Source organism: Shinella granuli (assembly GCF_004341885.1).
GTDB lineage: Bacteria > Pseudomonadota > Alphaproteobacteria > Rhizobiales > Rhizobiaceae > Shinella > Shinella granuli.
Genome location: NZ_SLVX01000004.1, coordinates 165105 through 180761 on the forward strand (window position 1 = coordinate 165105; position 15657 = coordinate 180761).

Sequence of the window (15657 nt, forward strand, 5' to 3'; positions counted from 1 at the left end):
GGCGTGGCGGGGCGGCGAAATCCAACTGGCCCAAAAATTGCTTTTTTGATGGGTTTGGTCAAGCGCAAGCCGCGAACTTGGTGAAAATCGCGGCGATCGGGCAGGCGCCTTGCGTCAGAGGCTGAAATTATCGCCAAGATAGAGGCGGCGCACATCCGGATTGGCGACGATATCGTTCGCCCGGCCATGGGTCAGCACTTCGCCGGCATGGATGATATAGGCCCGGTCGATGAGGCCGAGCGTCTCGCGCACATTGTGGTCGGTGATGAGCACGCCGATGCCGCGCGAGGTGAGGTGGCGCACCAGCGCCTGGATGTCGGCGACGGAGATCGGATCGACGCCGGCAAAGGGCTCGTCGAGCAGCATGAAGGTCGGGTCGGTGGCGAGCGCCCGGGCGATCTCGAGGCGCCGCCGCTCGCCGCCCGACAGCGCGATCGCCGGCGATTTGCGCAGATGCGAGATCGAGAACTCGGCAAGCAGGCTGTCGAGCTTCTGCTCGCGGCGCGCCTTGTCCTTGTCGTGCACTTCGAGCACGGCGCGGATGTTCTCCTCCACCGTCAGCCCGCGGAAGATCGAGGCTTCCTGCGGCAGGTAGCCGACGCCGAGGCGGGCGCGGCGATACATCGGCATGGTCGTGACATCGTTGCCGTTGATCTCGATCGAGCCCACATCGACAGGCACGAGGCCGGTGATCATGTAGAAACAGGTCGTCTTGCCCGCGCCGTTCGGGCCGAGCAGGCCGACGGCCTCGCCGCGGCGCACGACGAGCGACACGCCGTTGACGACACAGCGGTCGCGATAGCTCTTGGTCAGCCCGCGGGCAATGAGGGTCCCGTCGTAACGCGAAAGATCGGCGCTGCGCTGGGGCTCCGGCGCGGCCTTCCTGGGGCGGCGCGTCAGGCGGGAGAGCAAAGAGGAGGACACGGTTCGGGCGCTATATCAGTTCGTGGTCTTGCGGGACTTCGGGTCGAGCTGGATCATGACGCGGCCGCCGCAGGCATCGAGCTTGGCCTCGCCCGTGCGCATGGTCACGGTGAGCTGGCAGCCGACGAAGACGTTCTTGCCTTCCGACAGCACGACCTTCTCGCCCTTGAGCAGCAGCGTCTCGTTGACGAGGTTGAACGTGCCGGTATCGGCCGTCGCTTCCTGCGTGCCGGACTTCAGGTAGACCTTTTCCGAAACGTCGATCTTCTCGATATCCGCATCGCCGCTGGCCACCGAGCCGCTGCCGCCGGCGGCGTAGTAGACGACCATCTTGCCCGCCTGCAGCGTCGTCGTGCCCTGGACGACCTTCACATTGCCGGTGAACTCGGCCTTGTTCTCCTGGTCGCGGATTTCGAGCTTGTCGCTCTGGATCTGGATCGGCTGGTCGTTGGACAGTTGCATGCCCTTCATGCGGCTCGACGTCTGCTGGGCGCCCGCGGGAACCGCGATCAGCGCGAGGCTTGCGGCAAGAACGGAAATGCTGGCGGCCCGGAGCGGGGCGGAGAGAGTGGCGAACATGGCGCTCTTACTTTTCTCGGTTGCGGATGGCGGCGGGGTCGACATCGACGACGACCTTGCCCTCAAAGACGACGATCCGGCCTTTATCCGTCATTCTCAGCGACTGCGCAACAATGGATGCTTCGCGCGACCGGATGGAAACCGGCTCCTGCGTCGACATGTTGCCGCCGTCGATATCGAGATGGGCCGAGCGGAAGGCGGCCTCCAGGCCGGTATTGAGGCTGATGGTGAAGGGGGCGATCATGTCGAGCAGGTTCTTGCCGCGGTCGTAGACGCCCGTGGCGGCGACGACTTCGGCGATCGTGCTTTCGTTCACCGGCACCTTCGCCGTGATGTTCTCCAGCGTCAGCACGTCCGGCTGCTTCATGTCCTGCAGCGCGCGCTCGGCCTTCATGGAATAGCTGACGCCGTCCTTGTTGCGGCCGGAAATCGCCGGATTGCGCATGACGATCTTGCCGTCCTCGATCGTGGCGCTTTCCACCTGGAGGTTGGACGGAACATAGGTGCGCACAATCGAGACGATGACGAAGATGACGCCGATGATAACGGCGGCGACCGGCAGGGCGACCTTCAGGAAGCGCACGCGCGCAGAGTGCCGCGTCGCCAGGCGGTAAGCCGTGGCGGAAGCGCCTATGCCCTGTGCACCCGACGGTGCTTCTGTCACGGTGTCCAGCATTGTGCCTGCTATATAGATTGCCGGTATGGCCTTCGCTGCGAAACGAGGGGCACCTTGGATAACGGGCCCCATATGGCGATTATTCCTCAACAAACAATGTCTGCCCAGGAAAGTTCAGCGACGAATTGCCATTTGCGTCTGGAATGCCATATCGATAGGGCCTTCGGCAAGCCACCCCGTGACCGGGTGGCCACCAGAGTTAGGGACAGGGAATGGATCACTCCGCCATCGCCGATCGCCGGCAGCTCCGCCGCAAGCTTACCTTCTGGCGCATCCTCGCCATCGCCATCGCGCTTCTCGCCGTCTTCGCCGCGGCCGCCTGGCGCTGGCCCGGCAGCGGCGCGCGCGACCATATCGCGCGCGTCAGCATCAGCGGCATCATCCAGGACGATACCGAGCTCCTGGAACGCCTCGACCGCATCGCCCGCAACGACCGGGCCAAGGCGCTGGTCGTGACGATCTCCTCGCCGGGCGGCACCACCTATGGCGGCGAGGTCCTCTTCAAGGCGCTGCGCAAGGTGGCGGAAAAGAAGCCCGTCGTCTCGGACGTGCGCACGCTCGCCGCCTCCGCCGGCTACATGATCGCGACGGCCGGCGACACGATCGTCGCGGGCGAAAGCTCGATCACCGGCTCCATCGGCGTGCTCTTCCAGTATCCGCAGATGAAGGAGCTCATGGACAAGATCGGCGTCTCGCTGGAGGAGATCAAGTCCGCGCCGCTGAAGGCCGAGCCCTCGCCGTTCCATCCGGCGAGCGAGGAAGCCAAGACGATGATCCGCGCCATGGTGATGGACAGCTACGACTGGTTCGTCGATCTCGTCGTCGAGCGCCGCAAGCTGCCGCGCACCGAGGTGCTGCGCCTTGCCGACGGCAGCATCTTCACCGGCCGCCAGGCGCTCGCCGCAAGGCTCGTCGACCGGCTCGGCGGCCCGGAGGAGATCCGCGCCTATCTCGACGAGCGCAAGGTGCCGGCCGACCTTCCCTTCGTCGACTACCGGCCGGCGAACCGTTCAGGCTTCTCCCTCATGGGCATCAGCCTGCGCGAATTCGCTCGCTCCATCCTCGGCCTGCCGCTCGACCTTCAACCGACGATCGAAAAGCTGACGGGCGAAAAGTTGTTTCTTGACGGTCTGGTTTCGGTTTGGCAGGTTGATCGCGATTGAAAAACAAGAATTTTTGAGGGGGATACAGTGATCAAGTCGGAACTGGTTCAGATTGTCGCCGCGCGCAATCCCCACCTTTACCACCGCGACGTCGAGAACATCGTCAACGCGGTGCTCGATGAGATCACCGATGCGCTGGCCGGCGGAAACCGGGTGGAGCTGCGCGGCTTCGGCGCCTTCTCCGTCAAGAACCGCCCCTCCCGTTCGGGGCGCAACCCGCGCACGGGCGATGCGGTCTTCGTCGAGGAGAAGTGGGTTCCCTTCTTCAAGACCGGCAAGGAGCTGCGCGAGCGGCTGAACCCCGGCCAGGCCGACCAGGACGACTAAAGCGCGGGCGCCCGACCGGCGCCTTGCGCCAGAAAGGCGACGCCATGATCAAGAGAGTAGTCAACATCCTCGTGCTCATCCCGATCGGCATCGTGCTGATCGTGCTGTCGGTGGCGAACCGGCAGCCGGTGACGCTGGCGCTCAACCCGTTCCGGCCGGAAGACAGCGTGCTCTCCGTCACCGCGCCCTTCTTCGTCTATCTCTTCCTCGCGGTGATCCTCGGCCTGGTGATCGGCTCGCTCGCCACCTGGTTCACCCAGGGCAAGTACCGCAAGCGCGCCCGCATCGAGGCGAGCGAGGCCGTCAAGTGGCACAGCGAGGCGGAGAAGCACAAGACGCGCGCCGAAGCCATCGCCTCGCAGGCCGTGCTGCCGGCGGCCGGGAAATAAGCTGCGCCGCGCTTAAGCCGCGCCGCCGTTCAGCTTTGCGCCAAGATCGGCGAAGAACTGCGTCGCGAGCTTCTTCGACGTCGAATCGATGAGGCGCGAGCCGAGCTGGGCAAGCTTGCCGCCGATCTGCGCCTTGACGTCGTAGGAAAGGATCGTGCCGTCGCCATCCTCGGTGAGCCGCACGTCCGCGCCGCCCTTGGCAAAGCCGGCGATGCCGCCCTTGCCCTCGCCGGAGATCGTGTAGCTCTCGGGCGGGTTGAGATTCGACAGCGTCACCTCGCCGCTGAAATTCGCCGAGACGGGGCCGATCTTGATCTTCACCGTCGCTTCCAGCTCGTTCGGCGATTTCATGGTGAGCGACTGACAGCCCGGGATGCAGGCCTTCAGCACGTCCGGATCGTTGAGCGCCGCCCAGACGGCCTCGCGCGGCGCGGCAATGCGTTCTTCGCCGGACATGTCCATGATCGATCCTCCCTTATCGGACCAAAACTATCGCAATCGGAAAGCGCTTTGCCAAGTGGGGGAGGGATGGTATGGGGACCGCTTGTTTTCCGGCGCTGCCGGCAAGTTTCAACCGACGACGGACGATCGATCGTGAAGGACAGACACCGCCGGCCGAAGAGCGGCCCCGCCGCGCCCGTCAAGGCGCGCGCCGAGAGGACCCCGGCAGCAAAGGCCCCCGCCCCGCCGAAGAAGGAGCCGCGCCCGGCGCCCGAGGCGCCGGCGCGACCCCTGACTCGCCGTACGGGCGAGAAACCGGCCGAGCGTGTGCCGGTCATCCTCGAAACCGCGGGCTCCGACCAGTACCGCCTGATCGACAGCGGCGCCGGCGAGAAGCTCGAACAATACGGCCCCTACCGCATCGTGCGGCCGGAAGCGCAGGCGCTCTGGCAGCGCAGCCTTCCCGGCATCTGGGACAAGGCCGATGCGCTCTTCACCGGCGACACGGACGAGGACGGCATGGGGCGCTGGAAATTCCCCAGGGCTGCGCTCGGCGAGACCTGGCCGATGCAGCTGCTCGGCGTCGATTTCCACGGCCGCTTCACCGCCTTCCGCCATGTCGGCGTCTTCCCGGAGCAGCTCGCCCACTGGCGCTGGATGAAGGAGAAGGTCGAGACGGCAGGCCGGCCCGTCAAGGTGCTGAACCTCTTCGGCTATACCGGCGTCGCCTCGCTGGTCGCGGCCAGCGCCGGCGCGGAGGTCACCCATGTCGATGCCTCCAAGAAGGCGATCGGCTGGGCGCGCGAGAACCAGGCGCTCGGCCGCATGGAAAAGCTGCCGATCCGCTGGATCTGCGAGGATGCGATGAAGTTCATCCAGCGCGAGGAGCGCCGCGGCAGCAAATACGACATCATCCTGACGGACCCGCCGAAATTCGGCCGCGGCCCGAACGGCGAGGTCTGGCACCTCTTCGACCATCTGCCGCTGATGCTGGATGTCTGCCGCGAGATCCTGTCGCCCAAGGCGATCGGCCTCGTGCTGACGGCCTATTCGATCCGCGCGAGCTTCTATTCCATCCACGAGCTGATGCGCGAGACCATGCGCGGTGCCGGCGGCACGGTGGAATCGGGCGAGCTCGTCATCCGCGAGAGCGGGCCGGAGGGCAGGGATGCCGGCCGCGCGCTCTCCACCTCCCTCTTCAGCCGATGGATCAGCGCATGAGCCACGAACATTCCGCAACGCGCCGCGTCGGTCAGGTGAAGGAGGTGACGAGCCTTTCCAACCCGATCGTCAAGGACATCAAGGCGCTCGCCGACAAGAAGCACCGAGACGAGACGAAGAGCTTCATGGCGGAAGGCCTGAAGCTGGTCATCGACGCGCTGGAACTCGGCTTCGAGATCCGGACGCTGGTCTATGCCAAGAACGTCAAGGAGAAGCCCCAGGTCGTGCAATGCGCGACGAAGACGGTGGCGCGCGGCGGGCTGGTGCTGGAGGTCAGCGAGAAGGTGCTGTCCTCGATCACGCGGCGCGACAATCCGCAGATGGTCGTCGGCATCTTCACCCAGCGCTGGACGCCCCTCCGGGACCTGAAGCCGAAGACCGGCGAGACCTATGTCGCGCTCGACCGCGTGCGCGATCCCGGCAATCTCGGCACGATCATCCGCACGGCGGATGCGGCGGGCGCAAGCGGCGTCATCCTCGTCGGCGAGGCGACCGATCCCTTCTCGATGGAAACCGTGCGCGCCACCATGGGCTCGGTCTTCGCCATGCCGCTGGTCAAGACGAACGTCGCCGATTTCCTCGCCTGGAAGAAGACGGCGGGCGTCGAGGTCGTCGCGACCCATCTTGCCGGCGCCGTCGACTACCGCACCATCGACTACAGGAAGAAGCCCGTCGTGCTGCTGATGGGCAACGAGCAGTCCGGCCTGCCGGACGAGCTTGCCCGGGCGGCGGATGCGCTCGCCCGCATCCCCCAGGCCGGCCGCGCCGATTCGCTCAACCTCGCCATCGCCACCGGCGTCATGCTTTTCGAGGCCCGTCGCCATCTTCTGACGCTGGAAGCCCGCGCATGAGCGAGCGCATTCCGCTGATGTCCCGGCCGGTGCCCGTCATCGTCGTCATCCTCCTGGCGCTCGCCGTCGACCAGGCGATAAAATTCGCCGTCGAGATGTGGCTTCCCTTCCAGGAGGCGGTGCATGTGATGCCGATGCTGGCGCTCTACCGCACCTACAATTACGGCGTCGCCTTCTCCATGCTCTCGGGCATGGAGAGCTGGTTCATCATCACGCTGCGGCTCTTCGTCGTCGGCTTCGTCGCGTGGCTCTGGCGCCAGACGCCGAAGGCGCGCGGTTTCGCCCATGCCGGTTATGCCTTCATCATCGCCGGCGCCTTCGGCAACATCATCGACAAGGTCATCCTGGGCTACGTCATCGACTACGTGCTCTTCTACACGGAAACCTGGTCCTTCGCGGTGTTCAACCTCGCCGACACGTTCATCACCATCGGCGCCGGACTGGTCATCCTCGATGAACTCCTCCTGCTGCGCCGGCGCAATCGTTAAAATTCGAACGACTTGCTGAAGCCGATTTGAACGGTCCGCGTGCTATGCGGACGGTCATGAGCGAACCCGTCAAGCTACAAGACCGGCTCAAGGCCGAATTTGCCGAAGCGCAGCGCCGCGCCGCCCGCACCCGCGCGCAGGAAGAGGCGGCGGCCGATCCGCAGGCCGTCGAGGTGGAGGCGGCCGCGCCCGTGCCCGAACCGGAAGGCCATGCGACGGTCCGCAGCGTAATCGCCGGCACCGGCCTGCTGTTCGGCGCGCTCGTGCTGGCAACGGGTTTTGCCGCCGGGTTCTACATCGCCGCCGCCGCGCTCGGCCTTGCGGGCATGGCCGGCGCGATCTTCCTCCTGCGCACGCGCCGTCCGGCCGCTGGCGTCGAGGCGGTGCACGACCGCTCCTGGGAGCGCAGCGAGACCTCGGAAATCCTCTCCGCCATCCATGACGTGCTCGGCGACATCGTCGTCATGCGCGCGCTCGACGGCCGCATCCTCAGCGCCAATGCCGTTCTCACCGACCTGACGGGCGCAACCGACGTCGTCGGCCGAACCTGCGAGGCGCTCGGCCTCACCTTCCGCTCGCAGGCCATCGCCCACCGCTACGACGTCGATGTCGAGGGCCCGGCGGGCAAGCGCATCTATTCCTGGCACGACGTCACCGTGCGCGATCCCGCCTCCGGCGATCTCGTCGTGCATTCCATCGCCCGCGACGTCACCGAGGAGCGCCGCGCCGAGGGCGAGCGCGAGCGCGCCCGCCAGCGCGCCGAGGAGGCGAGCGCGGCGAAATCCCGCCTGCTCGCCACCGTCAGCCACGAGATCCGCACGCCGCTCTCGGGCATTCTCGGCATGTCGCATCTCATCGGCCAGACACGGCTGACCGCCGAACAGAAGAACTACCTTGCCGGCATGCGCCAGTCCGGCCATGCGCTCGTCCAGCTCGTCGACGACCTCCTGGATTTCTCCACCATCGAGGCCGGCCGCTTCCAGCTCCGCCCCTCGGAGGAGCCGGTGCGCCCGATGCTGGAAAGCGTCGTGGAAATGCTCTCGCACCGCGCCCATGAAAAGGGCATCGAGATCGGCTCCTTCGTCTCGCCCGACGTGCCGGGCCTTCTCCTCTACGATGCGCCGCGCCTGCGCCAGGTGCTCTACAACGTGGTCGGCAATGCGGTGAAGTTCACCCACACGGGCGGGGTCCTTCTGGAAACCACGCTCGATCGCGGCGCCGTCGTCATCCGCGTCACCGACACCGGCCCCGGCATGAATGCCGAGGAGCAGGCCCGCATCTTCCAGGAGTTCGAGCAGACGGGAAGCGCCGCGCAGCGCAGCGGCGGCACCGGCCTCGGCCTTGCCATCTCCGCCCGCATCCTCAGCGAGGCCGGCGGTGCGCTGACGCTGGAAAGCACGCCCGGCAAGGGCAGCACCTTCACCATCCGCATGCCGGTGGATCGCCCGCATCGGGCGGCGGGCTCCGGCACGCGCAAGGGTGTCCTGAAGGGCAGCCTCGTCTTCCTGCTGGCGCCGGCCGGGCCGGCCTCGAAAGCGCTGGTGCGCACCATCGATGCGCTCGGCGGCACCTGCCACCTCGCGACCGGGCTCGACGAGGCGCTCGACCTTGCCCAGGGCCTTGCCGGCAGGAGGGCGGACCTGACCGACATCATCGTCGACAATCGCCTCGCCGGCGTCTTCCGCCGGGAGCTGGCCGATCTCGCCGTATTCCGCGACAGCCGCGCGCGCCGCATCTATCTCGTCAATCCGGAAGAGCGCAGCGGCCGTGCGATCGGCAATGGCGAGGGCTACGATTCCTGGCTCATCCGGCCGCTGCGCGAGCGCTCGCTGGTCGAGGTGCTGCGCGGCCGCATGAAGGGCATCGAGGTGCGCGACGCGATCAACGACAACCGCCCGATCCTGAAGGACCTGCCGCCCGCCGCCGCCGAGCCGGCGGAGACGGCCGCAACGGGCGCGCGCATCCTCCTGGCTGAAGACGACCCGGTCAATGCCATGCTGGTGCGTTCCGTGCTGGAGCGGGCCGGCCACACGGTGCGCCATGTGCCCGACTATCCGGCGCTCGTCTCCGCACTTGCGGGCGCGACGGATGCCGGCCCCTTCGCCGCCGATCTCATCCTCACCGATCTCGGCATGCCGGGCGGCGAGGGCATGGAGATGATCGCCTGCATCGTGCGGCGCGACTATGGCAATGCCCGCCTGCCGGTCGTCGTGCTGACGGCGGACAGCCGCGCGGGGCTGCGCGAGGCGCTTCTGGCGACCGGCGCCGACGCCGTGCTGGCCAAGCCCGCCGATCCCGTTCAACTGATTGCGGAAATCGCCCGCCTTGCCCGGCGCGCGCCGGCCTGATCTTCTCCGGCCGGTGGCTTTTCGCTATCCAAGCCGGCCTTGCGTCATTATCCTGTTGCAGAATCGTGGTTAAAACCGCGAAGTTTCGTTTGACGGATACGCTGCCATGACGCTCGACCTCGCCCAGACCATCGCACCGGCGGAGATGCTCCAGAAGACGGCCCCGGCCGCGGGCCGTTCGGGGACGGACGTGCTCGGCCGCATCGGCAATCTCGAAACGCGTATCGCCCGTTCGGTGACGGAGATCGACGCGGCCCAGGCCGTGCGCTACCGCGTCTTTGCCGAGGAGATGCAGGCAAAGCTTTCGCCCGACGCCGTTCGCCGCAAGCGCGATATCGATGCCTGGGACATGGTCTGCGACCATCTCCTCGTGCTCGACACCTCGATCGAGGGCGATGCGGAAGAGCAGATCGTCGGCACCTATCGCCTGCTGCGCCAGGATGTGGCCGCGGTTTCCGGCGGCTTCTATTCCCAGTCGGAATTCGACGTGGACGCGCTGATCGCGCGTCATCCGGAAAAGCGCTTCATGGAGCTCGGCCGCTCCTGCGTCCTGCCGGCCTATCGCACCAAGCGCACGGTGGAACTGCTCTGGCAGGGCAACTGGGCCTATTCGCTCAAGCACGGCATCGACGTGATGTTCGGCTGCGCCTCCTTCCACGGCATCGTGCCGGAGGAGCATGCGCTGGCGCTCTCCTTCCTGCACCACAACGTGCTGGCGAAGGACGAGTGGAACGTTTCGGCCCGGCCGGAACTCTTCCGCACCATGGACCTGATGCCCTCCGAAGGCATCGACACGCGCAAGGCGCTTTCGGCCCTGCCGCCGCTCATCAAGGGCTATCTGCGCCTCGGTGCGACGGTCGGCAACGGCGCCGTCGTCGATCACGGCTTCAACACGACGGATGTCCTGATCGTGCTGCCGATCGGCAAGATCTCCGGCCGCTATCTCAACTATTACGGTGCGGATGCCGGGCGTTTCGCCAGTTGATGCGAAGAGGCAGTAGCCAGTAGGCGATAGGCAGTAGGGATTGAAGCCCTGCCGCCCGTCGCTATTTTCTACTGCCTACTGCCTACTGCCTACTGCCTAAACACCCGAATTGTAGGCGGCCAGCGTCGCCATGTTGACGATGTCGCTGTCCTTCGCGCCCATCGAGACGATCTGCACCGACTTGTCGAGGCCGACGAGCAGCGGGCCGATCACCGTCGAGCCGCCGAGCTCCTGCAGCATCTTCGTCGAGATCGACGCCGAATGGAACGCCGGCATGACGAGCACGTTGCCGGGGGCCGAGAGGCGGCAGAACGGATATTGCTCCATGATGCGCGGGTTGAGCGCCACGTCGGCCGCCATCTCGCCGTCATATTCGAAATCGACGCGGCGGCGGTCGAGGATCTTCACGGCTTCGCGCACCCGCTCCGAACGCTCGCCCGAGGGATGGCCGAAGGTGGAGTAGGCGAGCATGGCGACGCGCGGCTCGTAGCCGAGGCGGCGGGCGAGGCCGGCCGCTTCCTCCGCGATGTCGGCCAGTTCCTCCGAGGAGGGCATGTCGTGCACGGCGGTGTCGGCGACGAGCACGGCCCGGCCGCGGCAGAGCGCCAGCGAGGCGCCGATGACCCGGTGGCCGGGCTTGGCGTCGATGCAGCGGCGCACGTCTTCCAGCGCGGTGGAATAGTTGCGGGTGAGGCCCGTCACCATGCCGTCCGCATCGCCGAGCGCCACCATGCAGGCGGCGAAATGGTTGCGGTCGTTGTGGATCAGGCGCTGGGCGTCGCGGTAGAGGAAGCCCTTGCGCTGCAGGCGGGCATAGAGATAGTCGATATAGACGTTGTTGCGCTTGGAGATGCGGGCATTGACCAGCTCGATGCCGGGCCGGTCGAGGTCGATGCCGGCGCGCTCTGCCGTCTCGCGGATATGCTCCTCGCGGCCGAGCAGGATGGCGGTGCCGAGCTGCTGGTTGGCATAGGACACGGCGGCGCGCATCATCTGCTCTTCCTCGCCCTCGGCGAAGACGACGCGCTTCGGCTGGCGCCGCACGCGGGCATAGATCTGCTGGAGCGTCGAGGCGATCGGGTCGCGCCTTGCCCTGAGATCACGGGCATAGGCGTCGAGGTCGGGAATGTTCTTGCGCGCGACGCCGGTCTCCATCGCGGCCTTGGCGACGGCGACGGGGATGGCCGAGATGAGGCGCGGGTCGAAGGGCACGGGGATGATGTACTGCGCGCCGAAGCGCGGGCGCACGCCCTGGTAGGCGGCGGCGACGTCATCCGGCACGTCCTCCTTGGCAAGATGGGCGAGCGCCTCGGCCGCCGCGATCTTCATCGCATCGTTGATGGTGGAGGCGCGCACGTCGAGCGCGCCGCGGAAGATGTAGGGGAAGCCGAGAACGTTGTTGACCTGGTTCGGATAGTCCGAGCGGCCGGTGGCCACGATCGCGTCGTCCCGGATGCGGGCGACCTCTTCCGGCGTGATTTCCGGGTCGGGATTGGCCATGGCGAAGATGATCGGCCGCGGCGCCATGGAGCGGATCATCTCCTCCGAAAGCGCGCCCTTGGCCGAAAGGCCGAAGACGACGTCGGCGCCGTCCATGGCCTCGGCGAGCGTGCGACGGTCGGTCTTCACCGCATGGGCGGATTTCCACTGGTTCATGCCGTCTTCGCGGCCCTGGTAGATGACGCCCTTGGTGTCGCAGAGGATGACGTTTTCCGGCGCAAAGCCCATCGACTTGATGAGCTCGATGCAGGCGATGGCGGCGGCGCCCGCGCCGTTGCAGACGAGCTTGGTCGTCTTGAAGTCGCGGCCGGTCAGCGCCAGCGCATTGATGAGGCCGGCGGCGGCGATGATGGCGGTGCCGTGCTGGTCGTCGTGGAAGACCGGGATGTCCATCAGCTCGCGCAGGCGCTGCTCGATGATGAAGCAGTCGGGCGCCTTGATGTCTTCCAGGTTGATGCCGCCGAAGGAGGGACCGAGGTAGCGCACGCAATTGATGAATTCGTCGACATTTTCGGTGTCGACCTCGAGGTCGATCGAATCGACGTCGGCAAAGCGCTTGAAGAGCACCGACTTGCCTTCCATCACGGGCTTGGAGGCGAGCGCGCCGAGATTGCCGAGGCCGAGGATGGCCGTGCCGTTCGAGATGACGGCGACCATGTTGCCGCGCGTCGTGTAGTCATAGGCCGTGGCCGGATCCGCGGCAATGGCCTTCACCGGCACCGCGACGCCCGGCGAATAGGCGAGCGAAAGGTCGCGCTGCGTCGCCATCGGCTTGGTCGGCGTGATCTCCAGCTTTCCGGGGCGTCCGGACGCGTGGAAATCCAGTGCTTCCGTGTCGGTGACGGTTGCCCTCTGGCGATCGGATTTGTCGGTTCCCGGCATGCTTCCCCCTTCACACTCCTGTGGGCGATAGGCCCATAACTCCTCGCAGGTGTTGTTTTCTATAGCGCCCCGTGGCTAGGGTGACACCTCTTTTTTAGGAAGAACTGACTCTCCGTGAACGATCAGATCGTGCGTCCGAACGATATCCTGTCGACGGCAGACCTTGCCAGTGACGAAAGCCGCGCATCGGCAACGCCGATGATGGAGCAGTATATCGAGATCAAGGCGGCCAATCCGGACAGCATGCTGTTCTACCGCATGGGCGATTTCTACGAGCTGTTCTTCCAGGATGCCGTGGACGCGGCCCGCGCGCTCGGCATCACGCTGACGAAGCGCGGCCAGCATATGGGGCTCGACATCCCCATGTGTGGCGTGCCGGTCCATGCCGCCGACGATTATCTGCAGAGGCTGATCGCGCTCGGCTTCCGCGTCGCGGTCTGCGAGCAGGTCGAGGATCCGGCGGAGGCGAAGAAGCGTGGGTCGAAATCCGTCGTGCGGCGCGATGTCGTGCGCCTCGTCACGCCGGGCACGCTGACCGAGGAGAAGCTGCTCTCGCCCTCCGACGCCAACTACCTGATGGCCGTCGCGCGCATCCGCGGCGGGGCGGAACCATCGATGGCGCTCGCCTGGATCGACATCTCGACCGGCATCTTCCGCCTGTCGGAAACCAGCCAGGGCCAGCTTCTCGCCGATATCCTGCGCATCGAGCCGCGCGAACTGATCGTGCCGGACACGGTGTTCCACGATCCGGAGTTCCGCCCGGTGCTCGACGTGCTCGGCCGCGTGGCCGTCCCGCAGCCGGCCGTGCTCTTCGACAGCGCGACGGCGGAAGGCCGCATCGCCCGCTATTTCGGCGTCTCGACGCTGGATGGCTTCGGCACCTTCTCCCGTGCCGAGCTTGCCGCCGCCTCGGCGGCCGTCGCCTATGTGGAAAAGACGCAGATCGCCGAGCGCCCGCCGCTCGGACGGCCGGAGCGGGAAAGCTCCGCCTCCACGCTCTTCATCGATCCGGCAACGCGCGCCAATCTCGAACTGGTGCGCACGCTGTCCGGCGAGCGCTCCGGCACGCTCCTGAAGGCGATCGACCGCACGGCGACGAGCGGCGGGGCGCGGCTGCTCGCCGAGCGGCTGATGTCGCCGCTGACCGATCCGGACACGATCAATGCGCGGCTCGATTCGATCGCCGCCCTCGGCGACCGGCCGTCCTTCTGCGAGGACCTGCGCGCGGTGCTGAAGCGGCTGCCCGACATGCCGCGCGCCCTGTCGCGCATCGCGCTCGGCCGGGGCGGGCCGCGTGATCTCGGCGCGATCCTGCAGGGCCTTTCGATTTCCGGCGACGTCGCCCGGCTGATGGCCGCCGAGGGGCTGCAGGGCGAGCTTGCCGAGGCCGCGCGCGCCATCGGCGCACTGCCGCTCGACCTTTCGCATCGCCTTGCCGTCATGCTCGCCGACGAGCTGCCGCTCTTGAAGCGCGACGGCGGCTTCATCCGCGAGGGCGCGGATGGCGAACTCGACGAGATGCGGGCGCTGCGCGACCAGTCGCGCCGCGTCATTGCCGGGCTCCAGCTGCAATATGCCGAGGAAACGGGCGTCAAGTCGCTGAAGATCAAGCACAACAACGTGCTCGGCTACTTCATCGAAGTTTCCGCCGGCAACGCCTCTGCGCTGACGGAAGGCGACGAGGCGAAGGCGCGCTTCATCCACCGCCAGACCATGGCCGGCGCCATGCGCTTCACCACGACGGTGCTTTCCGAGCTGGAAACGAAGATCGCCAATGCCGCCGACCGGGCGCTCGCCATCGAGCTTGCCGCCTTCAACGGCCTCGTCGATGCCGTGGTGGCGGAGGCCGAGGCCATCAAGGCGGCCGCGCGGGCACTCGCCGTCGTCGATGTCTCCGCCGGGCTTGCAGCGCTTGCCGAGGAGCAGGCCTATTGCCGGCCCGTCGTCGACCGCTCCACCATGTTCGCCATCGTCGGCGGGCGGCATCCGGTCGTCGAGCAGGCATTGCGCCGCCAGCAGGCCGCCGCCTTCGTCGCCAATTCCTGCGACCTTTCCCCCGCCGACGGCAAGGGGCATGGCGCCATCTGGCTGCTCACCGGCCCGAACATGGGCGGTAAGTCGACCTTCCTGCGCCAGAACGCGCTCATCGCCATCCTCGCCCAGATGGGATCCTACGTGCCGGCCGAAAGCGCCCATATCGGCGTGGTCGACCGGCTCTTCTCGCGCGTCGGCGCCTCGGACGACCTTGCCCGCGGCCGCTCGACCTTCATGGTGGAAATGGTCGAGACGGCGGCGATCCTCAACCAGGCGACCGACCGTTCCCTCGTCATCCTCGACGAGATCGGCCGCGGCACGGCGACCTTCGACGGCCTTTCGATCGCCTGGGCCGCCGTCGAGCACCTGCACGAGGCCAACCGCTGCCGAGGCCTCTTCGCCACGCATTTCCACGAGCTGACCGTGCTGTCGGAAAAGCTCGACCGTCTTTCCAACGCCACAATGCGCGTCAAGGAATGGGACGGCGACGTGATCTTCCTGCACGAGGTCGGCCCGGGCGCGGCGGACCGTTCCTACGGCATCCAGGTGGCGCGCCTTGCCGGCCTGCCGCCGTCGGTCGTCTCGCGCGCCAAGGATGTGCTGGCGAAGCTGGAGGATGCGGACCGCAAGAACCCGGCAAGCCAGCTCATCGATGATCTGCCGCTGTTCCAGGTGGCGGTGCGCCGCGAGGAGATCCAGCGCGGATCCGCCCCGTCGAAGGTGGAGGCGCTGGTGAAGGCGCTCAACCCGGACGACATGACGCCGCGCGAGGCGCTCGATGCCCTCTATGCGCTGAAGAAAGAACTTGGCAATCGCTAGCGCCTGGGATCATTGTCCTCGCCTGCGGAA

General features: G+C 66.7%; 14 protein-coding genes. 9 read left to right on the forward strand and 5 right to left on the reverse strand.

Going from position 1 to position 15657, the window contains the following annotated elements:
- Positions 1 to 114: 114 nt before the first annotated feature.
- The 3 genes from lptB to lptC are packed head-to-tail and all read right to left on the reverse strand — an operon-like array spanning position 115 to position 2179.
- Complete coding sequence (lptB, locus tag EV665_RS09145) at positions 115 to 912, reverse strand: LPS export ABC transporter ATP-binding protein (RefSeq protein WP_371328612.1); 798 nt, start codon at positions 910 to 912, stop codon at positions 115 to 117.
- Positions 913 to 939: 27 nt separating this feature from the next.
- Positions 940 to 1503: an LptA/OstA family protein gene (locus EV665_RS09150; protein WP_064328622.1), complete on the reverse strand. Its 564-nt coding sequence runs from the start codon at positions 1501 to 1503 to the stop codon at positions 940 to 942.
- A gap of 7 nt (positions 1504 to 1510) precedes the next feature.
- Positions 1511 to 2179, reverse strand: a complete 669-nt coding sequence (gene lptC / locus EV665_RS09155) for an LPS export ABC transporter periplasmic protein LptC (protein ID WP_064328623.1) — start codon at positions 2177 to 2179, stop codon at positions 1511 to 1513.
- A gap of 212 nt (positions 2180 to 2391) precedes the next feature.
- On the opposite strand from lptC, the gene sppA reads away from it, so the two are divergent.
- From sppA to EV665_RS09170, 3 genes are read left to right on the forward strand one after another with little or no spacing between them, the layout of a single operon-like run.
- Complete coding sequence (sppA, locus tag EV665_RS09160; RefSeq protein ID WP_133033877.1) at positions 2392 to 3342, forward strand: signal peptide peptidase SppA; 951 nt, start codon at positions 2392 to 2394, stop codon at positions 3340 to 3342.
- 9 nt (positions 3343 to 3351) lie between these two features.
- Complete coding sequence (locus EV665_RS09165) at positions 3352 to 3669, forward strand: integration host factor subunit beta (RefSeq protein WP_160858077.1); 318 nt, start codon at positions 3352 to 3354, stop codon at positions 3667 to 3669.
- A 44-nt stretch (positions 3670 to 3713) separates the two neighbouring features.
- Entirely contained in the window at positions 3714 to 4058 is a 345-nt protein-coding gene (locus EV665_RS09170) for a LapA family protein (RefSeq protein WP_133033878.1), read from the forward strand.
- A gap of 12 nt (positions 4059 to 4070) precedes the next feature.
- Here the strand turns inward: EV665_RS09170 and EV665_RS09175 are convergent, their stop codons facing one another.
- Positions 4071 to 4520 carry an SRPBCC family protein gene (locus tag EV665_RS09175; RefSeq protein WP_133033879.1) on the reverse strand — a complete coding sequence of 150 codons (450 nt, stop codon included), beginning with the start codon at positions 4518 to 4520 and terminating at the stop codon, positions 4071 to 4073.
- Positions 4521 to 4652: 132 nt separating this feature from the next.
- Between EV665_RS09175 and EV665_RS09180 the strand changes: the two genes are divergently transcribed.
- The 5 genes from EV665_RS09180 (at position 4653) to olsB (ending at position 10392) form a co-directional block, all read left to right on the forward strand.
- Entirely contained in the window at positions 4653 to 5720 is a 1068-nt protein-coding gene (locus EV665_RS09180) for a class I SAM-dependent methyltransferase (RefSeq protein ID WP_342636208.1), read from the forward strand.
- Complete coding sequence (locus EV665_RS09185; protein WP_133033880.1) at positions 5717 to 6571, forward strand: TrmH family RNA methyltransferase; 855 nt, start codon at positions 5717 to 5719, stop codon at positions 6569 to 6571. Before EV665_RS09180 ends, EV665_RS09185 begins: the two co-directional genes overlap by 4 nt.
- Positions 6568 to 7059, forward strand: coding sequence for a signal peptidase II (gene lspA / locus EV665_RS09190; protein ID WP_064328628.1), 492 nt, complete (start codon positions 6568 to 6570; stop codon positions 7057 to 7059). Before EV665_RS09185 ends, lspA begins: the two co-directional genes overlap by 4 nt.
- A gap of 56 nt (positions 7060 to 7115) precedes the next feature.
- Positions 7116 to 9407 carry a hybrid sensor histidine kinase/response regulator gene (locus tag EV665_RS09195; RefSeq protein ID WP_133033881.1) on the forward strand — a complete coding sequence of 764 codons (2292 nt, stop codon included), beginning with the start codon at positions 7116 to 7118 and terminating at the stop codon, positions 9405 to 9407.
- Between the two features lie 145 nt (positions 9408 to 9552).
- The gene (gene olsB, locus EV665_RS09200; protein ID WP_245337426.1) at positions 9553 to 10392 is read left to right on the forward strand and encodes a l-ornithine N(alpha)-acyltransferase; all 840 of its coding nucleotides are present in this window, start codon (positions 9553 to 9555) and stop codon (positions 10390 to 10392) included.
- 96 nt (positions 10393 to 10488) lie between these two features.
- Here olsB and EV665_RS09205 read toward each other — a convergent pair whose 3' ends face one another.
- Positions 10489 to 12774 carry an NADP-dependent malic enzyme gene (locus tag EV665_RS09205; RefSeq protein WP_064328630.1) on the reverse strand — a complete coding sequence of 762 codons (2286 nt, stop codon included), beginning with the start codon at positions 12772 to 12774 and terminating at the stop codon, positions 10489 to 10491.
- A gap of 114 nt (positions 12775 to 12888) precedes the next feature.
- Between EV665_RS09205 and mutS the strand changes: the two genes are divergently transcribed.
- A complete protein-coding gene (mutS, locus tag EV665_RS09210) occupies positions 12889 to 15627 on the forward strand; it encodes a DNA mismatch repair protein MutS (protein ID WP_245507673.1) in 2739 nt (912 codons plus the stop codon).
- Positions 15628 to 15657 lie beyond the last annotated feature (30 nt).